At 72.5% G+C, this 25,123-nt stretch carries 21 protein-coding genes, 1 tRNA gene and 1 riboswitch; of the genes, 16 read left to right on the top strand and 6 right to left on the bottom strand.

From position 1 onward, the window contains the following. Positions 1-184: 184 nt before the first annotated feature. The 4 genes from ACFZB9_RS05055 (at position 185) to ACFZB9_RS05070 (ending at position 4,457) form a co-directional block, all read left to right on the top strand. Complete coding sequence (locus ACFZB9_RS05055; RefSeq protein ID WP_391443681.1) at positions 185-769, top strand: hypothetical protein; 585 nt, start codon at positions 185-187, stop codon at positions 767-769. Continuing rightward, positions 766-2,580 (top strand): protein kinase, encoded by a 1,815-nt coding sequence (locus ACFZB9_RS05060; RefSeq protein ID WP_391443683.1) that lies wholly within the window; start codon positions 766-768, stop codon positions 2,578-2,580. Before ACFZB9_RS05055 ends, ACFZB9_RS05060 begins: the two co-directional genes overlap by 4 nt. Before the next feature lie 154 nt (positions 2,581-2,734). After that, on the top strand, positions 2,735-3,406 hold the full coding sequence (locus ACFZB9_RS05065) for a hypothetical protein (RefSeq protein WP_391443685.1): 672 nt from the start codon (positions 2,735-2,737) through the stop codon (positions 3,404-3,406). A gap of 40 nt (positions 3,407-3,446) precedes the next feature. Continuing rightward, on the top strand, positions 3,447-4,457 hold the full coding sequence (locus ACFZB9_RS05070; protein WP_391443687.1) for a MazG family protein: 1,011 nt from the start codon (positions 3,447-3,449) through the stop codon (positions 4,455-4,457). On the opposite strand, the gene ACFZB9_RS05075 is transcribed toward ACFZB9_RS05070, so the two are convergent. After that, complete coding sequence (locus ACFZB9_RS05075; protein ID WP_391443689.1) at positions 4,412-4,861, bottom strand: hypothetical protein; 450 nt, start codon at positions 4,859-4,861, stop codon at positions 4,412-4,414. The two genes, ACFZB9_RS05070 and ACFZB9_RS05075, sit on opposite strands and share 46 nt — an antisense overlap. Positions 4,862-5,008: 147 nt before the next feature. On the opposite strand from ACFZB9_RS05075, the gene ACFZB9_RS05080 reads away from it, so the two are divergent. The 7 genes from ACFZB9_RS05080 to ACFZB9_RS05110 all read left to right on the top strand — a co-directional run bounded on the left by ACFZB9_RS05080 (position 5,009) and on the right by ACFZB9_RS05110 (position 13,147). Beyond that, positions 5,009-6,265 carry a cytochrome P450 gene (locus ACFZB9_RS05080; RefSeq protein ID WP_391443691.1) on the top strand — a complete coding sequence of 419 codons (1,257 nt, stop codon included), beginning with the start codon at positions 5,009-5,011 and terminating at the stop codon, positions 6,263-6,265. 228 nt (positions 6,266-6,493) lie between these two features. Continuing rightward, positions 6,494-6,642, top strand: a riboswitch (cyclic di-AMP (ydaO/yuaA leader). Positions 6,643-6,647: 5 nt separating this feature from the next. After that, positions 6,648-7,529, top strand: a complete 882-nt coding sequence (locus tag ACFZB9_RS05085; RefSeq protein ID WP_391443693.1) for a transglycosylase family protein — start codon at positions 6,648-6,650, stop codon at positions 7,527-7,529. A 198-nt stretch (positions 7,530-7,727) separates the two neighbouring features. Beyond that, entirely contained in the window at positions 7,728-9,014 is a 1,287-nt protein-coding gene (eno, locus tag ACFZB9_RS05090) for a phosphopyruvate hydratase (RefSeq protein ID WP_391443695.1), read from the top strand. 153 nt (positions 9,015-9,167) lie between these two features. Beyond that, positions 9,168-9,611 carry a septum formation initiator family protein gene (locus ACFZB9_RS05095; RefSeq protein WP_391443697.1) on the top strand — a complete coding sequence of 148 codons (444 nt, stop codon included), beginning with the start codon at positions 9,168-9,170 and terminating at the stop codon, positions 9,609-9,611. 16 nt (positions 9,612-9,627) lie between these two features. Further along, complete coding sequence (locus ACFZB9_RS05100) at positions 9,628-10,290, top strand: DUF501 domain-containing protein (protein WP_391443699.1); 663 nt, start codon at positions 9,628-9,630, stop codon at positions 10,288-10,290. Continuing rightward, entirely contained in the window at positions 10,287-11,231 is a 945-nt protein-coding gene (locus ACFZB9_RS05105; RefSeq protein ID WP_391443701.1) for an exopolyphosphatase, read from the top strand. Before ACFZB9_RS05100 ends, ACFZB9_RS05105 begins: the two co-directional genes overlap by 4 nt. A 530-nt stretch (positions 11,232-11,761) precedes the next feature. Continuing rightward, a complete protein-coding gene (locus tag ACFZB9_RS05110) occupies positions 11,762-13,147 on the top strand; it encodes an NAD(P)/FAD-dependent oxidoreductase (RefSeq protein WP_391443703.1) in 1,386 nt (461 codons plus the stop codon). A gap of 227 nt (positions 13,148-13,374) precedes the next feature. Here ACFZB9_RS05110 and ACFZB9_RS05115 read toward each other — a convergent pair whose 3' ends face one another. Together ACFZB9_RS05115 and ACFZB9_RS05120 are read right to left on the bottom strand one after the other, a co-directional pair. Then, entirely contained in the window at positions 13,375-15,969 is a 2,595-nt protein-coding gene (locus tag ACFZB9_RS05115; RefSeq protein WP_391443705.1) for an ABC transporter permease, read from the bottom strand. A gap of 120 nt (positions 15,970-16,089) precedes the next feature. Further along, positions 16,090-16,860, bottom strand: a complete 771-nt coding sequence (locus tag ACFZB9_RS05120; protein ID WP_391443707.1) for an ABC transporter ATP-binding protein — start codon at positions 16,858-16,860, stop codon at positions 16,090-16,092. A gap of 316 nt (positions 16,861-17,176) precedes the next feature. Between ACFZB9_RS05120 and ACFZB9_RS05125 the strand changes: the two genes are divergently transcribed. The 3 genes from ACFZB9_RS05125 (at position 17,177) to ACFZB9_RS05135 (ending at position 18,743) form a co-directional block, all read left to right on the top strand. Continuing rightward, positions 17,177-17,261, top strand: a tRNA-Leu gene (locus ACFZB9_RS05125). Positions 17,262-17,429: 168 nt separating this feature from the next. Beyond that, positions 17,430-18,254: a Bax inhibitor-1/YccA family protein gene (locus ACFZB9_RS05130; protein WP_391443709.1), complete on the top strand. Its 825-nt coding sequence runs from the start codon at positions 17,430-17,432 to the stop codon at positions 18,252-18,254. A 120-nt stretch (positions 18,255-18,374) separates the two neighbouring features. Next, a complete protein-coding gene (locus ACFZB9_RS05135) occupies positions 18,375-18,743 on the top strand; it encodes a hypothetical protein (protein ID WP_391443711.1) in 369 nt (122 codons plus the stop codon). A 63-nt stretch (positions 18,744-18,806) separates the two neighbouring features. On the opposite strand, the gene ACFZB9_RS05140 is transcribed toward ACFZB9_RS05135, so the two are convergent. From ACFZB9_RS05140 to ACFZB9_RS05150, 3 genes are all read right to left on the bottom strand, one after another. Beyond that, on the bottom strand, positions 18,807-19,874 hold the full coding sequence (locus ACFZB9_RS05140) for a hypothetical protein (RefSeq protein ID WP_391443713.1): 1,068 nt from the start codon (positions 19,872-19,874) through the stop codon (positions 18,807-18,809). Positions 19,875-20,174: 300 nt separating this feature from the next. Beyond that, positions 20,175-21,395, bottom strand: a complete 1,221-nt coding sequence (locus tag ACFZB9_RS05145) for an acetyl-CoA C-acetyltransferase (protein WP_391443715.1) — start codon at positions 21,393-21,395, stop codon at positions 20,175-20,177. Positions 21,396-21,437: 42 nt separating this feature from the next. Continuing rightward, positions 21,438-22,532 (bottom strand): SGNH/GDSL hydrolase family protein, encoded by a 1,095-nt coding sequence (locus tag ACFZB9_RS05150; protein WP_391443717.1) that lies wholly within the window; start codon positions 22,530-22,532, stop codon positions 21,438-21,440. A 201-nt stretch (positions 22,533-22,733) separates the two neighbouring features. Here ACFZB9_RS05150 and ACFZB9_RS05155 point away from each other — a divergent pair, with 201 nt between their 5' ends. Both ACFZB9_RS05155 and ACFZB9_RS05160 read left to right on the top strand, forming a co-directional pair. Then, positions 22,734-24,131 (top strand): cystathionine beta-synthase, encoded by a 1,398-nt coding sequence (locus tag ACFZB9_RS05155; protein WP_391443718.1) that lies wholly within the window; start codon positions 22,734-22,736, stop codon positions 24,129-24,131. Between the two features lie 610 nt (positions 24,132-24,741). Then, complete coding sequence (locus ACFZB9_RS05160) at positions 24,742-25,074, top strand: hypothetical protein (RefSeq protein WP_391443720.1); 333 nt, start codon at positions 24,742-24,744, stop codon at positions 25,072-25,074. The last annotated feature ends 49 nt before the right edge of the window (positions 25,075-25,123 follow it).

The following is a 25,123-nucleotide window of genomic DNA, read 5'->3' on the forward strand; positions in this document are numbered from 1 at the left end:
GCGGGCCGTTGCGCCGCCAACACGCCGGGGGCCCGCGCCGGTCGGCGGCGCCCGCCCGCAGGTCTGCGGCTCCGCTGGTCACGGAGCGGTTGCGGACGGGTCCGTGCTGGTCGCAGGCGGGGCAAGGGGCGTAGCGTGGGCGCGATTTGTCGGTGGGGACTTCTTCGCGTGGGGGCGGATACGCATGGCTGGCCAGTTTCCCGGGCAGTTCGGGCCGGTGACGCCGGCACCGGCGAAGGGGCCGTTCGGGGTGGGCACGCGGGTGCTGCTCTGCCTGGTGGCGGTCCTGACGGGCGGGGTGCTCGGGTTCGTGCCGGCGGTGGTGCTGGCCGCGCGGCGCAGGCGGCGGGCGGACGTACTGGGGGCGGTGGCGGTCGGTGCGCTGTCGGTGCTGCTGTTCGTCTGCGCGGTGATCGCGGGGGGTGACAAGCACGCGACGGTGGCCAACGGGATGGGCGAGACGCTGATGGGGGTGCTGATGTTCGCAGCGCCCGTGCACTTCCTGCTGATGGACCGTCGGCGGGTGTGGGGCGGGCCGTCCTCGGTGCCGCTGCCCGGGTACTGGCAGCCGGTGCCCGCGCCGATGTACCAGCAGCCGGTGTACCAGCAGCCGCAGTCCCGGCCGGTCCCTGCGCCGGTGTACCAGCAGCCGCAGCCGCAGCCGCAGCCGCAGTCCCAGCCGGCCGCCGCGCCTCCCGGACCGGCCCTCGACGAGCTGCAGCAGCTCGGCGAGCTGCTGCGCCGGCAGGCCGAGGGCGGCGGGCGGTGAGCGCTGAGGCGGCCCGGGTGATCGGTGGCCGGTACCGGCTGGCCGAGAAGATCGGGCACGGCGGCATGGGCCAGGTCTGGGCCGGCTACGACGAGCGGCTCGACCGGCGGGTCGCGGTGAAGCTGCTGCGCACCGAGGCGCTGCTGGCCGGCGCGGACGGGCAGGAGATCGAGCAGCGCCGCGCCGAGCTGCGGCGGCGGTTCCTGCGCGAGTGCCGGATCACCGCCGGTCTCGACCACCCCGGCCTGGTCACGGTCTTCGACGCGGGTGAGGACGATGGCGAGCTCTATCTGGTGATGCAGCGGCTGCCCGGCGTCGGGCTGGGCGACCTGATCGCCGAACAGGCCCCGTTCCCGATCCCGTGGGCGGTCGCCGTGGCCGCGCAGATCTGCGCGGCGCTCTCGGTGGTGCACGCCGTCCCGGTGGTGCACCGGGATCTGAAGCCGAGCAATGTGATGGTCCGTCCGGACGGCCGGGTGGTCGTCCTCGACCTGGGCATCGCCACCGCGCTGGACGGCGAGCACACCCGGCTCACCATGACCGGTGTGCCGATCGGCAGCCCCTCCTACATGGCGCCCGAGCAGGCGCTCTCCGGGGCGGTGGACGCGCGCAGCGACCTGTACGCGCTGGGCTGCCTGCTGCACGAGATGCTGGCGGGCGAGGAGCCGTTCCGGGCACCGACCGCGCTCGGCGTGCTGCGCCGCCAGGTGGACGAGGCGCCGGTGCCGCTGCGGCGGCTGCGGCCCGAGGTGCCGGCGGAGCTGGAGGCGCTGGTGCTGGAGCTGCTGGCCAAGCCGCCGGCCGCCCGCCCGCGCGACGCGCAGGCCGTCTTCCAACGCCTGCGTCCGCTGCTGCCGGTCGACGGGGGCGGGCCGCGTCCGGCGTACGGGCCGCTGCCGGATCCGACCGGGCCGTTCCGCTACCCGAACCAGCCGCTGCCCGGCGGGCTCGGCGTCTGCGAGGCGGTCCCGCCCGCGCCGCCGGTGCCGCAGGCGCCGCCCGTCCCCGTCCACCCGGCGGTGGCGCCCGGCGCCTCCTCCTCCTCCTCGGCCGCCGGCCTCACCGGTCAGACCGAGCTCGCCGCCGCCTGCGGCCAGGTCTCCGACCTGCTCGCCGCCCACCGCTACGCCGAGGTGATCGACCTCGCCGGACGGCTGCTCCCGCTCGCCCGCGCCGCGCACGGTGACGGTGCGCCGCTGGTCCGCACGCTGCGCACGATCTACGCACGCACCCTGCTCCAGGAGGGCCAGTACCGGGCCGCGTTGCCCGAGTACCAGCTGCTGGCGGCCGGCGCGGCGGCCGAGGGCGGGCCGCGTGCCCCGCAGGCGCTGGACCACCGCCGCAAGGCCGCCGCCTGCCTGGAGCAACTGGGGCGGGGGCCCGAGGCGTTGGCGGAGTACCGGGCGCTGCTGGCTGACCACGGTGTGCGCTTGGAGCTGGGCCAGGACACCGACCCGTCGCGCTGCTTCGACCTGCGGGAGCGGATCGGGCTGCTGCTGGCGGGCTCGGGGGAGACCGAAGGGGCCTGGGAGTGGCTGCTCGCGCTGCTCTTCGACCGCGAGCCGCTGCTGGGCCCGCACCACCCGGAGGTGCTCCGGCTGCGCCAGCACCTGGAGCAACTGGGCCGGCACCGCCGAACCGGGCCGCAGGCACCGCTCGCGGGCCGGTCGGCCCAGGCGGGGCCGCCGCCGGCCTGGCAACCGGCGCCGCCCGCTCCGCTGCCGTCTGCTCCGCTGCCACTGGACCCGCGCACCGGGAGCTGGCCGTCCTACCCGCCGCAGGCCTCGACCTGGTACCCGAACCGGACCTGATCGGCTGCCGTCGCACCGGATGTGATGATCGGTCAGATCACCCGTCCATGCTCACTCGTTCGGTGCAACATCTGGGCAACGGGTGGGCGGGCTCTCTATTGTCGTGTCCCGTCAGGAGTCAGACGTCGCCGCAGCCCCGCCCGGGAGGCCCCGCGTGATCCGCAGCAGCTCCGTCCACCGCTTTGCCGTCCACTGCGCCTCCGTCCGGCGCGGACGCCGCCTGGCGCCCGCCGCCGGAGTGCTGCTGGCGGCGGTGCTGCTCAGCGCCTGCGGCTCGCAGCCGCCGCACCCGGGGGCCGCCGCGGTGGTGGGCAAGGACCGGATCACCGAGGCCGCGGTCCAGGCCCGGGTGGCCGAGTTCCGCGCGCAGGCCGCCGAGCTGCCCAGTGGCCAGTACCAGGAGCAGGCCGGTCTGGTGGGGGCGACGGTCTCCGGCATGGTCTTCAGCGACGTGGTGAACTACGCGCTGGCCCAGCACCAGCTGTCGGTCAGCGACACCGAGGTGGCCCAGCTCCGTGCCGACCAGGCGCAGGCCTGGAGTGGCGAGGCGGGGCTGGAGCAGATGTTGCTGCTCAAGCACGCGGTGCCGGCCGCGGAGATCGACGGCTTCTACCGTGAGCAGATCGGGCTGCAGAAGCTGCTGGCCCAGAGCGGGCAGCAACTGGGCACCACCGACGGCAACAAGACGATCCATCAGGTGCTGGCCGAGGCGGCCGCCGATCTGAAGGTGACGGTCAACCCGCGCTACGGCAGCTGGGACGTCCAGCAGTCGGTGCTGGACAGCCCCACCGAGGACTGGCTGCCCCAGTCCGGTGCCGCCGCCTGACCCACCCCGCGCGCAAGCCCCGGGCGGTAGGTTCGGGGGTGTGGACACCGTGATCGACGCCCCGAAGCTGACCCTGCTCACCACGACCCACCGGGTCGCCCCCGGTCTGCTCAGCTGGCCCGCCTGGTCGGCGCTGCAGGCCGCGCCGCTGGTGCTGGCCGCCGACCCGGCGCACCCCCAGCTGCCCGCGCTGGCCCAGGCCGGCGTGACCGTGGAGCTGGTGGCGCGCGACAGCGCGCCGGCGCTGGCCAGGCTGCTCACCGAGCGGGCTCCGGTGCTCTTCCTGGGCAGCCAGGACGGCGACCCGGGGCTGACCGACGCGCTGGCCCGGATCGCCGTCGAGCAGGCCGGGCAGGCGCCCGAGATCGAGCTGCTGCCGGGCTCCTACGACCTGCCCGGCGCCCGGCTGCTCGACCTGGTCGCCGTGATGGACAGGCTGCGCTCGCCCGGCGGCTGCCCGTGGGACGCCGAGCAGACCCACGCCTCACTGGTGAAGTACCTGGTGGAGGAGGCGTACGAGCTGGTCGAGGCGATCGAGCAGGAGGACCGCGACACCCTGCGCGAGGAGCTCGGCGACGTGCTGCTCCAGGTCTTCTTCCACGCCCGGATCGCCGAGGAGCACGCCGAGGACCCGTTCTCCATCGACGAGGTGGCCGGGGCGATCGTCGACAAGCTGGTCTACCGCCACCCGCACGTCTTCGGTGACTCGGACGCGGCCACCACCGACCAGGTGGAGGCCAACTGGGAGGCGCTCAAGGCCGCCGAGAAGCAGGACCGGGAGTCGGTGCTGGACGGCGTCCCGGCGGGCCTGCCGGCCCTGGCGTACGCGGCCAAGCTGGTCTCCCGGGTCCGCCGGGCGGGCTTCACCGGCGTGCCCGACGCCCCGTACGCGCTGCCGGCCGAGCTGTCCGAGGAGTCGGCGGGCGCGCTGCTGCTGGCCGTGGTGCAGCGGGCCCACGACGCGAAGGTGGACCCGGACGCGGCGCTGCGGGCGGCCGCGCGCGGCTACCGGGAGGCCGTGCGGACCGCCGAGGGGCTGTCGGCGAGCTGAGCCCGGCGCTGCGCCGGGACGGCCTGGCCCAGGGCCTCGCCGATCGCCTCGCTCAGCGGGTCGAGCAGCTCGGCCAGGCGGTGCAGCCGGCCGGGCAGCTCGGCCATCGTGACGATCTTCTCGCCGTCCGGGCCGGCCACGCAGAACAGGTCGATCGGGCCCAGGTGCTTCTCGGCGGTGTCGACCAGCGCGGCGATGTCGCTGGGCTGGTGGATGTCGGAGCTGACGCCGATCACCGGGCAGCCGATCCGGTCCAGGGCGGTGGCCAGGTCCTCGGCGACCCCGACCCGGGGGTCGGCGATCAGCAGGCCGGCGGCGCCCGCCGCGGCGAACCGACGGGCCGGCCCGTCGCCGTCGCCGCCGTTGAGTACCGCGATAACCACCACTGCCCCGGCTACCCGCATGGCCTGCTCCTCCCTGGGGGCACCGCCGCACTGCGGGGCCCACCACCACGTATCGGAGGATCGTAGGCTCCAGCTGACCCTCCGCAACAGGGATTACCCGCCAGGTGACCAGACTCACTCCTCCCGGGGACCGGATACGGTCAGAACATGTCCGACCAGCCTGATTCGCCCCCGCCCACCCTCTTCACCTGGGAGTTCGCGGCCGACCCCTACCCGGCGTACGCCTGGCTGCGGGAACACGCGCCGGTGCACCGCACCACCCTGCCGAGCGGGGTTGACGCCTGGCTGGTCACCCGATATGTGGACGCCCGGCAGGCGCTGGCCGACGCCCGGCTCTCCAAGAACCCGGCGCACCACAGTGAGCAGGCGCACCGCACGGGACGGGTGGGGATCCCGGGGGAGCGTCAGGCGGACCTGATGACGCACCTGCTGAACATCGACCCGCCCGACCACACCCGGCTGCGCCGGCTGGTCTCCAAGGCCTTCACCCCGCGTACGGTGGCCGAGTTCGAGCCCCGGGTGCAGCAGCTGACGGACCGGCTGATCGACGGCTTCGCGGCGCGTGGCTCGGCCGACCTGATCCACGAGTTCGCCTTCCCGCTGCCGATCTACGCGATCTGCGATCTGCTCGGCGTGCCGGCCGAGGACCAGGACGACTTCCGGGACTGGGCCGGGATGATGATCCGACATGGCGGCGGCCCGCGCGGCGGCGTGGCGCGCGCGGTCAAGCGGATGCGGACCTACCTGGCGGAGCTGATCCACCGTAAGCGGGCCGACCTCGGGGACGACCTGATCTCGGGGCTGATCCGGGCCGGCGACCACGGCGAGCACCTCACCGAGAACGAGGCCGCGGCGATGGCGTTCATCCTGCTCTTCGCGGGGTTCGAGACCACCGTCAACCTGATCGGCAACGGCCTGTACTCGCTGATGAACCAGTCGCTGCAGCGGGCCCGGCTGCAGGAGTCCATCGTGCGCGGCGAGAGCGAGCTGCTGGCCACCGGCATCGAGGAGTTGCTGCGCTTCGACGGCCCGGTGGAGCTGGCCACCTGGCGGTTCGCCACCGCACCGCTGACCATCGGCGGGGTGGAGATCCCGGTGGGGGACCCGGTGTTGGTGGTGCTCGCGGCGGCCGACCGGGACCCGGCCAGGTTCGACCGCCCGGACACCCTGGACCTGGCCCGCCGGGACAACCCGCACCTCGGCTTCGGACACGGCATCCACTACTGCATCGGCGCGCCGCTGGCCCGACTTGAGGGCCAGCGTGCGCTGGCCACCCTGCTGACCCGGCTGCCCGACCTCCAGCTGGCCGCGGACCCGGCCGAACTGCGCTGGCGTGGCGGTCTGATCATGCGTGGCCTGCGCGAACTCCCTGTTTCGTTTACGCCCGAGTTGTCGGGCAAGTGACGGAACGGCAGTTCTGACGGCGTGTCGAAGACCGTTCTCCTGTGCGGTTTGAATGCCCATCAATCCGGACAAACAAGACCTGTTGGTAGGCGATCGACCGCACTCCGTAATTTTGATGTGATGTACGCGATATGAGCTTGTGATCGGTCCGTCAATCTGCTTACCCTCCCTGGAGTTCGCTGCTGCGAACCCCGAAGCGCGGAACGCCGAGTCCTGCCCGCCGCGCTGCCGGGACACCGACCGACACCCGGGCAGGGGCGGGGGACCCAGGATTTTCTGCCGTCTCCCACGGCTAGGGGTGAAGCCGCGTCAGCGGCCGGGCCAACCTCACGGGCCCGAACCCGACAGCTCACCTCGCAGGCGTGCGGAGAGGGATAGCTTCATGCTGCTCACTGGCAACGGCCGGCACCGCCGTCGTACCCAGACCGAGAAGGCGATCGCCGCGGCCGGCGTCGCCGGTGTCGGTCTGGCGGTCCCGCTGCTCACCGCGACCAGCGCACACGCTGCTCCGGTCTCGGTCTGGGACCAGGTCGCCAACTGCGAGAGCACCAACAACTGGTCGATCGACACCCACAACGGTTTCTACGGCGGCCTGCAGTTCACCTCCTCGACCTGGGCCGCCTACGGCGGCACCCAGTACGCCGCGCAGGCCAACCAGGCCAGCAAGGCCCAGCAGATCTCGGTCGCCGAGCGGGTGCTGGCGGACCAGGGCCCGGGTGCCTGGCCGGTCTGCTCGGTCAAGGCCGGGCTGAGCAAGGGCGGGGCGCCGGCCGGCGTCGACGCGAGCGCCGACTCGGGCGCCGCCCAGCAGCAGAGCGCGTCGCAGGCGCAGCCGACGGCCCAGCAGTCGAAGCCGCAGGCCCAGCAGCAGACGCAGCCTCAGCAGTCGGCCACCCCGAGCTTCCCGGGCCAGGCCGGCTGGGACGCGGGCGGCAAGGTGTTCTGGTACGAGAAGGACGGCGGCTGGTACTGGACCAGCCACCAGAGCGTCTACAACCAGTTCGCCGCCCCGGCCCAGGCGCCCGTCCAGGTCCAGACCCCCGTCCAGGTGCCGGCCCAGGCCCCGGCCGCCGCCGCGCCCACCGCGCAGACCGGTGCCCCGGCGGGTCACGGCTACACCGTGCAGGCCGGTGACACCCTCTCCACCATCGCCCAGGCCCAGCACCTGAGCGGCGGCTGGCAGCAGCTCTACCAGGCCAACCACTCGACGGTGGGCGGCGATCCGAACCTGATCATGCCGGGCCAGCAGCTGCGCTTCGGCTGACGAACCGTGCGCGGGGCGCCCCGGGCGACGGCCCGGGCGACGCCCCGCGCGCTTTCGGGTGAACTACTCGTGGGTACCGGAGCCACACCGTGAGACGGGACCCAGGCCTGGATGGCCCCGGGGGCCGGTGCGGTTAGGCTCTGGTCGTAACGACTCCGTTCCACGTCCGCAGGACCGCTTCCGCCTAGGAGATGCCTCGTGCCGTCCATTGATGTCGTCGTCGCCCGTGAGATTCTCGACTCGCGCGGCAACCCCACGGTCGAGGTCGAGGTCGGCCTCGACGACGGCAGCACCGGCCGTGCCGCTGTCCCGTCCGGCGCCTCCACCGGCGCGTTCGAGGCGCTGGAGCTGCGCGACGGTGACAAGAACCGCTACTTCGGCAAGGGCGTGGAGAAGGCCGTCCTCGCCGTCATCGAGCAGATCGGCCCGGAGCTGGTCGGCTACGACGCCACCGAGCAGCGGCTGATCGACCAGGCGATGCTCGACCTGGACGCCACCCCGGACAAGTCCTCGCTGGGCGCCAACGCGATCCTGGGCGTCTCGCTCGCCGTCGCGCACGCCGCGTCCGAGGCCAGCGACCTGCCGCTGTTCCGCTACCTCGGCGGCCCGAACGCGCACGTGCTGCCGGTCCCGATGATGAACATCCTCAACGGTGGGTCGCACGCCGACTCCAACGTCGACATCCAGGAGTTCATGATCGCCCCGATCGGCGCGGAGTCCTTCTCCGAGGCTGTGCGCTGGGGCGTGGAGGTCTACCACACGCTCAAGGGCGTGCTGAAGGAGCGCGGCCTGTCCACCGGCCTGGGCGACGAGGGCGGCTTCGCGCCGAACCTGGACAGCAACCGCGAGGCGCTGGACCTGATCACCGAGGCGATCAAGAAGGCCGGCTACGTGCCCGGCAAGGACGTCGCGCTGGCGCTGGACGTGGCCGCCTCCGAGTTCTACAAGGACGGCGCCTACCAGTTCGAGGGCAAGCCGCTGTCCGCGGCCGAGCTGATCGACTACTACGCCGACCTGGTCGACAACTACCCGCTGGTCTCCATCGAGGACCCGCTGGACGAGTCCGACTGGGACGGCTGGAAGGCCATGACGGACAAGCTGGGCGCCAAGGTCCAGCTGGTCGGTGACGACCTGTTCGTGACCAACCCGGCCCGCCTGGCCCAGGGCATCGAGACCGGCACCGCCAACGCGCTGCTGGTGAAGGTCAACCAGATCGGCTCGCTGACCGAGACCCTGGACGCCGTCGAGCTGGCCCAGCGCAACGGCTACCGCTGCATGATGTCGCACCGCTCCGGTGAGACCGAGGACGTCACCATCGCCGACCTGGCCGTCGCCACCAACTGCGGCCAGATCAAGACCGGTGCCCCGGCCCGCTCCGAGCGCGTCGCCAAGTACAACCAGCTGCTGCGCATCGAGGAGATCCTCGACGACGCCGCCGAGTACGCCGGCCGCGCCGCGTTCCCGCGGTTCCGCTTCGAGGGCTGAGTCCGGGCCCCGAGTTCGAGCCCCGAGTTCGAAGGCTGAGCACCGCTTCGCAGCACGCCTGACCGATGCCCCGGCCGTCGCCCCGTAGGGTGGACGCCGGGGCACCGGTACGACTGGGACCGGTACGACTGGGCGACTGGGAGGGGTCTGGAGATGGCACGCTGGAAGATCCCGGGCCTGGCCGGCCGGCCGCGGTTCACCTCCCGGGCCACCGTGCTGGTCCTGGTGCTCTGCTCGCTGGTGGCGATCCTCGCCTACCCGACCCGGCAGTTCATGAACCAGCGCGCCCAGATCAACGACCAGCGGGTCAAGGCCGAGCAGGCCCGTCAGCAGGTGGAGCAGCTGAGGACCGAGTGGGCCCGCTGGCAGGACCCCATGTTCGTGAAGGCCCAGGCCCGCGAGCGCCTGCACTACGCGCTGCCCGGTGAGACCCCGTTCGTCTCGGTCGACCCCACCCCGTCGGCCACGCCCACCCAGCCCGCCGCCGGCGGCTCCCCGCAGGCCGCCGCGAAGGCGGCCAAGCCCTGGTACGCCGCCGTCTGGGACTCGGTGGACGCGGCCGCCGTCCCCGCCCCGTCGCAAGCCCCCGCCCCGTGAGAAGACTGCAGAACTGATGAGCACTGAGAACCAGAGCGCCGCCGCCCAGCACCCGCAGGACGAGCCGGTCGCCGATCGCGATCTCGCCGCGGTGGCGGCCCAGCTCGGGCGCGTCCCGCGCGGCACCCGGGCGGTGGCGCACCGCTGCCCGTGCGGCAACCCGGACGTGGTGGAGACCGCCCCCCGGCTGCCCGACGGCACCCCGTTCCCGACCCTCTACTACCTGACCTGCCCCAAGGCCGCCTCGCTGATCGGCACCCTGGAGGCGGACGGGGTGATGAAGGACCAGAGCGCCCGGCTGGCCGAGGACCCGCAGCTGGCGGCGGCCTACCAGAAGGCGCACGAGGACTACATCGCCCGCCGCGACGCCATCGAGGTGCTGGAGGGCTTCCCCTCGGCCGGCGGGATGCCGGACCGGGTGAAGTGCCTGCACGTGCTGGTCGGCCACTCGCTGGCGGCCGGCCCCGGCGTCAACCCGCTGGGGGACGAGGCGCTCGCGATGCTGCCCGAGTGGTGGCGCAAGGGCTCCTGCGTGAGCGAGCAGGACATCGAGAGCGGCATCGCCGCGCTCCGGGCCCAGCGGGCCACGCAGGAGGACCACGCGGCCGTGATCGCCGCCAAGGAGCAGAAGGCCGCGGAGCGCGCGGCCAAGCGTGAGCAGCAGGAGGAGCAGGAATGACGGCCACCCGGGTCGCCGCGATCGACTGCGGTACCAACTCGATCCGCCTGCTGATCGCCGACCTCGATCCGCGCACCGGTGAGATCACCGACCTGGACCGCCGGATGCTGATCGTGCGGCTCGGCCAGGACGTGGACCGCACCGGGCGGCTGGCCCCCGAGGCGCTGGAGCGCACCTTCGCCGCCTGCCGCGAGTACGCGGCCGTCATCGCCGAGTACGGCGTGAGTCCGGAGCGCACCCGCTTCGTGGCCACCAGCGCCTCCCGGGACGCCGAGAACGCCGCCGAGTTCACCAAGGGCGTGCGCGAGATCCTGGGCGTCGAGCCCGAGGTGGTCAGCGGCGACGAGGAGGCCCAGCTCTCCTTCACCGGTGCCACCAAGGAGCTCACCGGCGCCCCCGAGGTGCCCGCCCCCTACCTGGTCTTCGACCTGGGCGGCGGCTCGACCGAGTTCGTGCTGGGCGGCGAGCGGGTGCAGGCCGCGCGCTCGGTGGACATCGGCTGCGTCCGGCTGACGGAGCGCCACTTCGCCGGCGTCGAACTGCCGACCGAGGAGCGGATCGCGGCGGCCAGGGCGGACATCGAGGCGGCGCTGGACCTGGCCGCCGAGGTGGTGCCGCTGACCGAGGCCGCCTCGCTGGTGGGCCTGGCCGGCACCGTCACCACGGTCGCGGCCATCGCACTGGAGCTGCCCGCCTACGACTCGCAGGCCGTGCACCACTCGCGGCTCTCGCTGGCGCAGGTGCGCGAGGTGACCGGGCGGCTGCTGCGCAGCACCCACGCCGAGCGGGCCGCGATCCCGGTGATGCACCCGGGCCGGGTGGACGTGATCGGGGCCGGCGCGCTGGTGCTCCTGTCGATCATGGAGCGGACCGGGGCCGCGGAGCTGGTGGTCAGCGAGCACGACATCCTGGACGGGATCGCCTGGAGCGTGGCCGGCTGACGGCCGCTCCGAAGCCCGCCGGGAGCCCCGAGGGCTCCCGGCAGGTCACCCGGTGGGCCACCCGGCGGACCCCGGAGCGGGTCGGCCAGAGATCGCGGAGAGACACCGGCAGGACGCGGAGAGACACCGAAAGGCCCGGCGTGGGGCCCTTGATCGCGCCTCGGGAACGGTGCCGCGAAAAAACTTCGTGAATTTCTTCACATGGCGATCCGGCCTTTCGGCGCACTCCGATGGGCGGTTCGTCCGGATTGGTGGGACCGAAGGTCGCCGGCGTGGCGCGCCCGCTGGATCCCAGGCGAGGCTTCGGATCGGCCGGTGGAATCGAAACAGCGCTCGGTCGCGCCAGGGGAAGCCGGATCGTCGCTGCTCAACCGGGGCGCCGGGGGCCGAACCTCCGGACGGCCCGGGCGGGGTCCCGCTGACCCACCGTCAGGGGCTGGGACGGGGGCGGGCAGTGTAGCAGAGGCTGTCCAGACGGTTGTGACGGGCCTCACGATAGGTGCTCCGAACGGTGCTGGATACTTTCCGATATGAGCACCACGGAGCGTCCTCGCATCCTCATTGTCGGCGGTGGTTACGTCGGCCTGTATGCCGCGATGCGCATCCTCAAGAAGATGCGCTACGGGGAGGCGACCGTCACGGTCGTCGACCCGCGGTCGTACATGACGTACCTGCCCTTCCTTCCCGAGGCGGCCGGCGGCAACGTCGCGCCTCGCAACCTCGTCGCGCCGCTGCGCAGCGCCCTGAAGAACGCGGAGGTGCTCACCGGTCACGTGACCGAGGTGGACCACGCGCGCAAGGTCGCCACCATCGCGCCGCTGGCCGGCGACACCTACGAGCTGCCCTTCGACTACCTCGTCGTGGCCACCGGCTCGGTCTCCCGCACCTTCCCGATCCCCGGCCTCGCCGAGCACGGCATCGGCATGAAGACGGTCGAGGAGGCGATCAGCCTCCGCAACCACGTCATGGCGCAGCTGGACAAGGCGGAGTCCACCGCGGACCCCGAGATCCGGCGCAAGGCCCTCACCTTCGTGATCATCGGCGGCGGCTTCGCCGGCGTCGAGACCATCGCCGAGGTCGAGGACATGGCGCGGGACGCGGCGAAGATCTACAAGACCGTCAGCCGCGACGACATGCGCTTCATCCTGGTCGAGGCGGCCAACCGGATCCTGCCCGAGATGGGCCCGGACCTCGGCCTGTGGACCAAGCAGAAGCTCGAAGAGCGCAACATCGAGATCTACATCGAGACCTCGATGGACTCCTGCGTCGACGGCCACGTCGTGCTGAAGAACGGCATCGAGGCCGACGCCTCCACCATCGTGTGGACCGCGGGCGTCAAGCCCAACCCGGTGGTCTCCAGCTTCGGTCTGCCGCTGGGCCCGCGCGGTCACGTCGACACCGCCCCGACCCTGCAGGTCCAGGGCTTCGACTACGTCTGGGCCGCCGGCGACAACGCCCAGGTGCCGGACCTCGCCGTCGGCGAGGGCGCCTGGTGCCCGCCGAACGCCCAGCACGCGGTGCGTCAGGCGATCGTGCTCGGCGACAACGTGATCTCCGGTATGCGCGGCTTCCCGCAGGCCGAGTACAAGCACAAGAACCTCGGTGCGGTCGCCGGTCTGGGCCTGCACAAGGGTGTGGCGATCCTCTTCGGCAAGTACAAGCTGAAGGGCCGTCCGGCCTGGTGGTTCCACCGCCTGTACCACGGCAGCCGGGTGCCGACCATGAACCGCAAGATCCGGGTCTTCACCGACTGGACGCTCGCGATGTTCCTCAAGCGCGAGACGGTCGGCCTCTCGCAGATGGAGAAGCCGTTCGGCGCCTTCCAGGAGGTCACCCCCGTCGTCGTCCCGAAGCCGGCCGCGCCGGTCGACGGCGGCAAGGCGGACCAGGCCGACAAGGCGCTCGCGAGCAAGTAACCAGCGACTGACCCCGGCGGTAGGGAACCGGGGTGTGAGTCGGAGGCCCTCCGCCCGGCAGTGTCGCCGGACCACGACCTCCGTGGTGCTCAGCCGGCCGTGCGACCGGGCGGAGTACGAAACGCAGTACCAGCAGGATCAGCAGGACCAGCAGGACACGAGAAGGCCTCGGCCGGTGGAGAGGACCACCGGCCGAGGCCTTCTTGTCGTCTGCGGCAGGGAGGGGGTCAGGCCGCCTTGATGCTGTCCAGGATGTCCAGCTTGGCCGCCCGCCGGGAGGGCCAGATCGCGGCCACCAGGCCCACCAGCCCGGCCAGCGCCAGGAAGACCAGCAGCTTGCCGTAGGGCAGCACGGTGCTCAGGCCGTCCAGCGAGCTCTTCAGCGTGCCGTTCACCGCCCAGGCCAGGAAGCAGCCCAGGCCCAGGCCCAGCACCGCGCCGAAGAGCGAGATCACCACCGACTCCAGCCGGACCATCCGCTTGACCGCCGGGCGGTTCAGCCCGATCGCCCGCAGCATTCCGATCTCGCGCTTGCGTTCGAAGACCGACATCGCCATGGTGTTCACCACGCCCAGCACGGCCACCAGGACCGACATCGCCAGCAGGCCGTAGAGCATGTTCAGGGCGAAGGAGATGATCGAGTTCAGCTCGTCGCGCATCTCCTGCTGGCTCTGCACCTGGATCAGCGGGTTGTTCCCGCCGGCGGTCACCAGCGCCTGCTCCAGCGTGCCGCTCTCGCCGTGCGCCCCCTTGACCAGCACCTGGGTGTAGTTGGGCTGGACGCCGTGGCCGGTCAGCACCGAGTCACTGATCATGGTCATCGAGTTGATCATCGGATTGACGGCGTAGACGCCGCCGACCTTGAGGGTGCCGGTGCTGCCGTCCGGGAAGGTGGTGGGCAGTGTGCTCCCCACGGCCAGGTGCCGGCTCTTGGCCATGTTCGCGTCGACCAGCAGCTGACCCTGGGCCAGGGCGGCGAAGGAGCCGCTCTGCATGGTCGGGGTGAGCAGCTGCGGCGCCTGGGCCGGGTCGATGCCGCTGACCGACTGGTCCTGGCCGTCGATGTGCAGGTAGGTGTCGTTCACCGGCGAGGAGGCCGCCACGCCGGGGGTCTTGGCGACCTGCGCGGCGATGGTCGGCGAGACGGGCATGCCGTTGGACATCTGCACCGCGTAGTCGGCCTTCAGCGAGCTGCTGATCTCCTTGTCCAGCCACCCGTTCATCGAGGCGGCCAGCACGGTCAGCGCGCTGACCAGGGTCAGGCCGATGGTGAGCGCCGAGGCGGTGGCGGCGGTGCGGCGCGGGTTGCGCACCGCGTTCTGCCGGGCCAGCTTGCCGGAGACGCCGAACAGCTTGCCGAGCGCCGGGCCGATCAGCGCGATCAGCGGGCGGGAGAGCAACGGGGTCAGGATGAAGGTCCCGATCAGCGTGGCCACCGCGCCGCCGGCCACGATCCACTTGCCGTTCGAGCCGGCCGACGCGCCCCACAGGATCAGCGCCAGACCGCCGCCGGCGATCACGCCGCCGATGCTGTTGCGCACCACCAGCCCCTTCTGGGTGGCCGGCTGGTCGCCGCTGGCCATCGCGGCCACCGGTGCGATCCGGGCCGCCCGCCGGGCCGGCAGCAGCGCCGAGACCACGGTGACCAGCACACCGACCACCAGGGCGGTGACCACGGTGGTGGGCGCGATCACCAGCGGGCCCGAGGGGGTGGTGCCGGTGCCCAGGTGACCGATCAGCGACTGCATCCCCGCGCCGATGCCGATGCCCGCGAGCAGGCCCGCCACCGAGGAGAAGACACCGATCAGCAAGGCTTCCAGCAGCACGGAGCGGGTGACCTGCTTGCGGCTGGCGCCGATCGCGCGCAGCAGCGCCAGCTCCCGGGTGCGCTGGGCGACCAGCATGGTGAAGGTGTTGGCGATGATGAAGATGCCGACGAAGAGCGAGATGCCGGCGAAGGCCAGCAGCATGGTGCGCACGCTGGACATGTCCTTGGTGACCATCGCCCGCTGGTCGGCCTTCAGCTGGTCGGCGGTCTCGGCGGTGATCGAGTTGCTGTGCGGCAGCAGCGGCAGGACCTCGTCCAGCAGGGCCTGCTGGCTGGTGCCGGGCTTGGCGGTGACCGATATCTCGGAGAACTGACCCGGCGTCAGCAGCAGGCGCTGGGCGGTGGCGGTGTCGAAGAGCACCAGCGGCTCGCCGGAGCCGACCTTGGGGTCGTCGGTGGTGAAGATGCCGGTCAGGGTGGTGTCCATGGCCGGGCCGTTGGTGGCCACTCGCACGGTGTCGCCGATCCGGTAGCCGGCCTTGTCGGCGCTCTGCCGGTCCAGCGCGATCTCACCGGACTTCTGCGGCCCGCGGCCCTGCGCCATCGGGTAGCGGCTGTCCTGGCCGCCGCTGTTCGGCACGTAGTTGGCGCCGTGGGAACCCATGCCCCGGCCCAGCGCCTTGCCGTGCTTGTCGGCGACGGCGGCGAAGTTCTCGGCCGTGCCGCGCGCCTGTGCGGCGCCCGGCAGCGCGGCGAGCTGGTTGACGGTGGCGGCGGTCAGCTGCGGGCCGTTGGGACCGCCCTTGTCGGTGCCGTCGGCGCTGCCGTTGGTGCCGCTGTTGGTGCTGCTGTTGGTCGACTGCGAGCCGCGGTCGGTGACCTGGACGGCGCTGTCGGAGTAGCTCTTGGAGTAGCTGTTGCTCAGGGCCGAACCGAAGGTGTCGGAGAAGACCATGGTGCCGGCCACGAAGGCCGTGCCGAGCAGCACGGCGAGCGCCGTCATCAGCAGCCGGCCCTTGTGGGCCAGCACGTTGCGCAGTGCGGTGCGATACATGGGGAAGTCCAGGGGTCAGGTGCGGGTCACGCGAGGGGACGGGCGGTGCGGGCGCGGGACGCAGGGACCGGCACGGTCAGCTGGTCCGGCCCTTGGCCTCAGCTGGTCCGGCCCTTGGCGTCAGCTGGTCCGGCCCTTGGCCTCGAAGCGGCGCATCCGGTCCAGCACGGTGTCCGCGGTGGGCCCGGTCAGCTCGTCCACGATCCGGCCGTCGGCCAGGAAGACCACCCGGTCCGCGTAGCTGGCCGCCACCGGGTCGTGGGTCACCATCACCACGGTCTGGCCCAGCTCGCGCACCGAGTTGCGCAGGAAGGCCAGGATCTCGGCGCCGGAGCGCGAGTCCAGGTTGCCGGTGGGCTCGTCGGCGAAGATGATGTCGGGCTTGCCGGCCAGCGCGCGGGCGCAGGCCACGCGCTGCTGCTGCCCGCCGGAGAGCTGGCTCGGCCGGTGCGACAGGCGCCCGGACAGGCCAACCGTCTCCACCACCGCGTCCAGCCAGGCCTTGTCCACCTTGCGGCCCGCGATGTCCATCGGCAGCGTGATGTTCTCCAGTGCGGTCAGGGTCGGCAGCAGGTTGAACGCCTGGAAGATGAAGCCGATCTTGTCCCGGCGCAGCTGCGTCAGCTGCTTGTCCTTCAGCCCGACCAGCTCGATGTCCCCGATCGTGGCGGACCCGGAGGAGACCGCGTCCAGCCCGGCCATGCAGTGCATCAGGGTCGACTTGCCGGAGCCGGAGGGCCCCATGATCGCGGTGAACTCCCCCTGCCGGAACTCGATGTCCACGTTCTCCAGCGCGACCACCCGGGTCTCGCCGGAGCCGTAGACCTTGTTCAGGCCGGTCGCCCGGGCGGCGGCCCGGTCGGTGCGGACGGCGGCTGCGGTCGTGGTCACGGGGCACTCCTGGGGGTCGGCCGTCGGGCGACGGCGGTTCACTCGGGGATACCTCCATGCTCCAGCGGGCTCTGGGCCGTTTGGTCGCCCCGATGGACGGTTGATGCCCGACCGCGAGGCTGACTCGGGGGCGCCGATCTCCTCCTGCGGTATGACATGACCCCTGATGGCCGGATTCAGTGCATCCGTTGGCCGGATCGCAGACTGTTCGTCAGATGGCAAGGAAACATGACAACTTCCCCGGCTGGGAACATGCGCGAGAGGGATCGGGACGACTAGGCTCAGGGGTAGCCCACACACGGGCCCAGTGGTCCCCGCCCGGATGGTGGAACGCAGACACGGGCAGCTTAAAACTGCTTGGCCGCGAGGCCGTGCCGGTTCGAGTCCGGCTCCGGGCACCACCCGCAGGACGACTTAGATCAGCCAGCATGACGCACCCCCAGGCCGGCCCACCGACCTGGGGGTTCTTCGTGCTGCCCGGGAACGCTTTCGCGGATCATGCCGTTTCCTTTACCAACGCATTACCATTGGCCCGGCGGGTGGTGACGTGCCGCCCTGGGAGGAAGAGCATGAGGAGCAGCAACCCGGTCTTTTCGCGGGAGGGATCGTTCAGCCGAGACACCGGATACGCCGGGTTCGGCACGCGGCGCGGCGGCGTGGGGCAGGACGACCGGCCGCTCACGGCCGAGCACTTGGAGGAGCTGTACGCCGCCCCGGCCGCCGGGCCGCGGGCCACCGGCCGGATGACCATCGACGACGTGGTCGTCAGCACCGCGCTGACGCTGCTCACGGTGGTGGCGGCAGGCGCGGTGGCCTGGTTCGCGCTGCCCACGGCGGGCTTCCGGATCGCCGGGGTGGCCGCGCTGGCGGCGCTCGCGGTGGGGCTGGTGGTCAGCTTCCGACGCAGCGTCAATCCGGCGCTGGTGCTGCTCTACGCGGCACTGGAGGGCTTCTTCCTGGGCGCCCTGACGAAGGGCTTCAACACACTTCTGCCGGGTATCGCGATCCAGGCGGTGCTGGGCACGGCCGCGGTCTTCGCGGGCATGCTGATCGCCTACCGGACGGGCCGGATCAAGGTCACCGAGCGGTACGCCCGGGTCGGCCTGGCGATCGCGCTCGGCTTCGTGCTGCTGATGCTGGTGAACCTGGTGGCCTCGCTGTTCGGCGCCTCACTGGGCCTGAACTCGGGGCCGCTCGGGATCGTGGTCGGCCTGGTCGGGATCTGCCTCGGCGCGTTCTTCCTGTCCCTGGACTTCGCGGCGGTGGAGCAGGCGATCCGCGACGGTGCGCCGCGGCGGGAGTCCTGGCGGGCGGCCTTCGGGCTGACCCTGTCGCTGGTCTGGATCTACCTGGAGCTGCTGCGGCTGATCGCCATCCTGCGCGGCGACGACTAGGGCTTGTCGTCGGCGGCCCGACACCGGGCCGAACGGCGTGGCACCGGGCCCCACTCCGCACTGCGGGGTGGGGCCCCGGGCGCGTCCGGGGGAGCGTGGGCGGGAGGTTAGGCTCCCGGCATGGGTGAAGAGGCACTGGCCGCGTTCGTGGAGTCCGTCGAGCGGCTGGCGGATCGGTTCCGTGCGATGCCGCAGAGCCGGCTGCTCGGTGCGGTGCCCGGGTACGCCTCCCGCGCGGCCGCCGCGCTGGCGCTGGCGCAGCGGCTGGCCGACGCGGCGCAGCGGGTGGAGGAGGGAACGGCGGCACCGGTCCGGACCGTGCCGGACGCCGGCGTCTTCGCGGTCGGCGACCAACTCACGGTGGCCGGCCACGACCTGGTCACCGCGCTGGTCACGCCCTCGCCGTTCCCGGCCGGGCCCGACGACGGCGCCGAGCTGCTGGCCCGGGCCGCCGCGGCGGTCGCCGAGGTCGGCGCGCTGTGCGGCTGAGGCCGGCGGGCCGCCGGTGGGCGGCGTCCTAGGGTCTGTCCGAGGGCCCGGTCCGACGGGTCGTCAGATGCTGGCCACCACACGGTCGGCCAGCACGTAGACGGCCTCCTCGTCGGTGGAGAAGGTCAGCGAGTACGAGCCGGAGAACCGCGAGCCGCCGAGCAGTCGGACGTCCTCGCCGGCCCGGACCGCGTCGATCAGGCGGTAGGCGGCCTCCCGGTCGCCCGGGGCCACGCAGAGCGTGGTGCCGTCGGCGAACGCGTAGACGTCCAGCGTGCCGAGCGGGCCGGGGCGCACGTCGGTCAGCGCGATCCGCTCCTCGGCGAGCGCGGTCAGCCGGGTGTCGGTCCACTCGCGGGACGGGGCCTGGCTCGGCACGAAGTCGGGGTGCGAGGGGTGGCGGCGCGGGTCGGGGGCGGTGGCGGGCTCGGCCTCGGCGGCCGGGTCCGGGTCGAGCAGGCCCGCCTCCAGTCCGGTGGCCAGCAGGTCGGCCTCGCGCGCGGCGCGGGCCTCGTTGCCGTCACTGTTCGGCATGGGCTGGCCGGGGTGGCCGGGGTGGCCGGGGTGGCCGGGGTGGCCGGGGTGGCCGGGGTGGCCCGGGTGGTTGGTGTGGCCGGGGTGGTTGGGGTGGCCGGCCGGGTGGCCGCCCGGGGCGCCGGGCGTGGCCAGCGAGCCGCTGTCGCTGATCATGTCCTCCAGCGCCGAGCGCAGCGCCTCGCCGAACGCCGGGTCCATGGTGCCCGCGTTGTCCGCCGCGTCCTCGGGGCCGGTGGGCCGCGGGAAGAAGATCGGCCAGGTCTCCACCGGGCCCAGGCCGCTGAGACCGCTCAGGCCGTGCCCCAACTCGCCCGGCGTGCCCGCGAAGGGGGTGTCCAGCAGCGGGTCGTCCTCGGCCGCGCGGGCCTCCTGCTCGGCCCAGAACGCCCGGGCCTCGGTGATCTCGCGCTCCCGGTCGGCGGCCAGCGCGGCGGTGACGGCGCGGCGTATCGCGTCCTCGTCAACGGAGGCGGGCGCGGAGGCGGGCGCGGCGAGCCGGGCGGCGGTCAGCCGGCGCAGGGCGCGCACCTGGAGCAGGACGGCCGACGAGACGGCGATCAGGATCAGCAGCAGGGTGACGTAGACGGCGCTCACGGAACGTACTCCTCGCGCGGAGTGGAACGGGGGAACGTCTCCACACTGCCGTATGGGTGGGTGGTGCTGCAGTGGAAGATGTCCGAAATGTCCGTGACGTTGGTCATTGTCCAAAAATCCCGAGGTCTGCTGGTGTACGCTGCGCGGTTGCGTGACTGCGGGGAGTCGAAATCGATGACCGGAACGACGACTTGAGGGCCAGATCGGACCCCGCGGGGTGATCTGGCCCTCAATTACGCTGTGTTATGCCAAACGGGTGTCAGCCGTGAATCAGCCGGCAAGCGTCGGGCGGGAGTCGGCTCAGCTCAGCCGCTCGATCACCATGGCCATGCCCTGCCCGCCGCCCACGCACATCGTCTCCAGGCCGAACTGCTTGTCGTGCCACTGCAGGGAGTTGATCAGCGTGGTGGTGATCCGGGCGCCGGTCATGCCGAAGGGGTGGCCGATCGCGATCGCGCCGCCGTTGACGTTCAGCTTGTCCAGGTCGATGCCCAAGTCCCGGTAGGACGGGATGACCTGGGCCGCGAAGGCCTCGTTGATCTCCACCAGGTCGATGTCGTCGATGGTCAGCCCGGCCCGCTTGAGCGCCTGCCGGGAGGCCTCCACCGGGCCGTAGCCCATGATCTCGGGGGAGAGCGCCGAGACACCGGTCGACACCACCCGGGCCAGCGGCGTGATGCCCAGCTCGCGCGCCTTGGTGTCGGACATGATGACCAGCGCCGCGGCGCCGTCGTTCAGCGGGCAGCAGTTGCCCGCGGTGACCGTGCCGTCGGGGCGGAAGACCGGCTTGAGGCCCTGGACGCCCTCCAGCGTGACCCCGGCGCGCGGGCCGTCGTCGGCCGAGACCACGGTGCCGTCCGGCGTGCTGACCGGGGTGATCTCGCGCTGCCAGAAGCCGGCCTTGATCGCGGCCTCGGCCAGGTTCTGCGAGCGCACCCCGAAGGCGTCCTGGTCGGCCCGGGTGATGCCCTTGAGCGCGGCCAGGTTCTCGGCGGTCTGGCCCATCGCGATGTAGGCGTCCGGCAGCAGGCCGTCCTCGCGCGGGTCGTGCCACTCGCCGCCGCCCTCCTCGGCGCGCTTGGCGGTGCGGGCCACCGCGTCGGCGAAGACCGGGTTCTGGGTGTTGGGCATCCCGTCCGAGGTGCCGTTGATCGAGCGCGAGACGGTCTCCACGCCGGCCGAGATGAAGATGTCGCCCTCGCCCGCCTTGATCGCGTGCAGCGCCATCCGCGTGGTCTGCAGCGAGGAGGAGCAGTACCGGGTGATGGTGGTGCCGGGCAGGTAGTCCATGCCCATCTGGACCGCGATGATCCGGGCCAGGTTGTGGCCCTGCTCACCGCCGGGCAGGCCGCAGCCGAGCATCAGGTCGTCGATCTGGCGCGGGTCCAGCTCCGGGACCTTGGCCAGCGCCGCGGCGATGATCTGCGCCGTCAGGTCGTCCGGGCGGACGTCCTTCAGTGAGCCCTTGAAGGCCCGGCCGATCGGCGAACGGGCGGCGCTGACGATGACGGCTTCGGGCATGACGGCTCCTGGGTGCGTGTCCGGCGACTACGGAGAGGAAAGTTACTCCCAAGTAGCGCTTACGTCATCTGTGTCCGGGTGTGAACTGTCCGACTCCCCGTCGAGGGCCGGCACGGCGTCGTCCGTCGCTGCGGCCGCCGTCGGCTGCGGCAGGGCCAGCCGCAGCCGCTGCTTGACCAGCGCCCAGCGGCTGCCGCCGGCCCCGGCCGAGGCGCCGGCCACCTCGGTGCCCGAGCGCCCGGCCGCCGTCGCCGCGGCCACCGCCATCGGCAGTACCGCCTCGCGGCGGGCGGCCGGCTCCTCGTCGGCGGCCTCGGGCCACAGGTCGAGCGTGGCGCAGAGCGAGGGCAGCACCGCCATCGCGGCCGTGGCGTAGCCCTGTGCGGAGGGGTGGAAGCGGTCGGAGGCGAACATCTCGGGCCGGGCGGCGAACTCGGGCCCGAGCAGCGAGCCGAGCGAGACGGTGCGCCCGCCGGCCTCCACCACCGCGATGGTCTGCGCGGCGGCCAGCTGCCGGCTCACCCGCCGGGCCAGCCAGCGCAGCGGCGGCCGGACCGGCTTGATGGTGCCCAGATCCGGGCAGGTGCCGACGACCACCTCGCAGCCGAGCATCCGCAGGTCCCGCACCGCCTCGCCGAGTTGCCGCACCGCCTGGGCGGCCGGGGTGTGCCGGGTCACGTCGTTGGCGCCGATGATGATCACCGCGACCTCGGGGCGGGCCGCCAGCGCGAGGCGCACCTGGCGGGCCAGGTCGTCGGAACGGGCGCCGGAGACCGCGACGTTGACCAGCCTGACCCGCCGCTCGGCGACCGCGGCGAGCCCGGTGGCCAGCAGCGCCCCCGGGGTCTCCCGGCTGCGCCGCACCCCGAGGCCCACCGCGGTGGAGTCGCCGAGGAAGGCGAGGACCAGCGGCTCCTGCCCGGCGGTGCTCTGGTCGGCCAGGCCGTCCCCGTAGACGCCGTCGGCCCGCGGCGGGTCGCCCTCCAGCAGGCCGACCGCGCGCACCGCCAGCCGGCTCTCGGTGATCAGCAACCCGGCCAGCCCCGCGCCCAGCAGGCCCAGCCCGCCGCCGCCGTACGCCGCGGCCGTGGCGATCCGGCGGGCGACCCGCGCCCTCGACTGCTGCGACCCTGGCATCCGGCAACCCCCTTCGCGTCCATCCGGTCACCCGCGGTGTCCGGGACCGGTCCAGCCTGCGACCCCGCACCAGGTACAGCGCGCGGGGCCACTGCGTCCATACCCCTGGATGGGTTCGCGCTATCGGGCGGCGTCGACCATCTGGAGCCATAGGCTTGGATCACCGAAGAACTGCCATGGCCACAGACCGGGAGGATCCCCGTGCGGTACCACAATTCGATCATCGATCTGGTCGGAAACACCCCTCTGGTGAAGCTGACCAAGGTCACCGAGGGCATCTCGGCCACCGTGCTGGCCAAGGTCGAGTACTTCAACCCCGGCGGTTCGGTCAAGGACCGGATCGCGATGCGGATGATCGAGGCCGCGGAGGCCTCGGGCGCACTCAAGCCCGGCGGCACCATCGTCGAGCCGACCAGTGGCAACACCGGCGTGGGGCTGGCGATCGTGGCCCAGCAGAAGGGCTACAAGTGCATCTTCGTCTGTCCGGACAAGGTGTCCACTGACAAGATCAACACGCTTCGGGCCTACGGCGCCGAGGTCGTGGTCTGCCCGACCGCGGTGGCCCCCGAGCACCCCGACTCGTACTACAACGTCTCCGACCGCCTGGTCCGGGAGACCCCGAACGCCTGGAAGCCGGACCAGTACTCGAACCCGGACAACCCGGCCTCGCACTACCACTCCACCGGCCCGGAGCTGTGGGAGCAGACCGCGGGGAAGATCACCCACTTCGTCGCGGGCGTGGGCACCGGCGGCACCATCTCCGGCACGGGCCGCTACCTGAAGGACGCCTCGGACGGCAAGGTGCAGGTGGTCGGCGCCGACCCGGAGGGCTCGGTCTACTCCGGCGGCACCGGCCGTCCGTACCTGGTCGAGGGCGTCGGTGAGGACTTCTGGCCCACCGCCTACGACCGCACGGTGGCCGACGAGATCGTCGCCGTCTCGGACAAGGACTCCTTCCAGATGACCCGCCGCCTGGCCAAGGAGGAGGGCCTGCTGGTCGGCGGCTCCTGCGGGATGGCCGTGGTGGCCGCGCTGGAGGTCGCCAAGCGGCTCGGCCCGGACGACGTGGTCGTGGTGCTGCTGCCGGACGGCGGCCGCGGCTACCTGTCCAAGATCTTCAACGACGACTGGATGGCCGACTACGGCTTCCTGCCCACCGCCGCCGACGAGGCCCACATCGGCGAGGTGCTGGCCCGCAAGGACGCCATCGAGCACGAGGGCATCCCGCAGTTCGTCCACATGCACCCGGGCGAGACGATCGGCGAGGCCGTGCAGGTGCTGCGCGACTTCGGCGTCTCGCAGATGCCGGTGGTCTCGCCGGGCGCCGGGCACCCGGACATCATGGCCGGCGAGGTGATCGGTTCGGTGGCCGAGCGCGACCTGCTGGAGGCGCTCAGCGGCGGCGCGCAGCTCACCGAGCGGCTGGAGCAGCACATGTCGAAGCCGCTGCCGGTGGTCGGCTCGGGCGAGTCGGTGACCGGCCTGATGGGCGTGCTGGAGGCGAACGACGCCGCCGTGGTGCTGGTGGACGGCAAGCCGCAGGGCATCGTGACCCGCCAGGACCTGCTGGCCTTCATGGCCGGGCGCGCCGGGCGCTGATCCACCGGCGCGGCAGCCGCGCCGCGCCGTGCTTGCGCTGCGGACGGCCGCGCTGCCGACGGATGTGACGCCGGTTTACCTGATGGTTCGTTTTCGGAGCATCTGGTACACCGGCGTCATCTGCGCGCAGCACCCGGTTAACAACGGTCCGGCATCGTAGTGCGCACGGCAGAACGCCGAGCGTGATGGCAGCGGCGACCGGGAGCGGCTCCCCGGTCGCGGCGGCCATCGGACACACGACACCGGCCTGATCCGGTGCACTGTGTCTCCCTCCGGGCCCGTTCGCGGGTGGAGGGGCCCCACGTGGGGGCCGTCGTCGTCCCGCCCCTGCCCGCCGGTTCGCGCCGGCCCGCAGGGTGCGGCGGTTCCCACGGCACCTCGCGCCGTCCGTGGCGCGGCTCCGCGGCTCCCGGGTGGGGGAGCAGGGCGGAGCGACCGGCAGGGCCGGTCCCGGGTTCACCCGGGGCCGGCCCTCGCCGCGTTCGGGCGGGTGGTGATCCGCTCGCCCTGTCCGGGCGTCGCGTCCGGGTATCGCGTCCGGGCATCACGTCCGGGCGGCCGGCGGGCGCCGTTTTGGGTCAACGGCCGGGTTCTCGCCTACGCTCGGCCCATGACCAGCACCGAAGAGACCAGCGTCGAAGAGTCCGACGCCCCCCGCTATGTCCGCCTCAGCATCGAGCTGATCGCCGAGATCACCGACGAGGGCGCCCTGAAGGCCGCCGCGCTCGGCCAGGTCGAGTCCGACGAGTACCTCGACGACGAGGAGCGCGCCCAGTCCGTCGAGGCGATCGAGCTGGACCCCTCGGGTTCGCTCGCCCACTTCATCGACCCGGTCGCGCTGCTCGGCGACGTCCCCGGGGTGGAACTCACGCAGGCCACCTGGGAGTCCGCGCAGGTCGCGTACGACCCGGAGGAGGACAGCTACGAGTTCGAGGTGGAGTAACTCCCCTCGCGTCGCTGCGCATACCGTCCAGCACCGGCCAAGCGGCCGG

It is taken from the genome of Kitasatospora sp. NPDC008050, from assembly GCF_042957465.1.
Taxonomy (GTDB): domain Bacteria; phylum Actinomycetota; class Actinomycetes; order Streptomycetales; family Streptomycetaceae; genus Kitasatospora.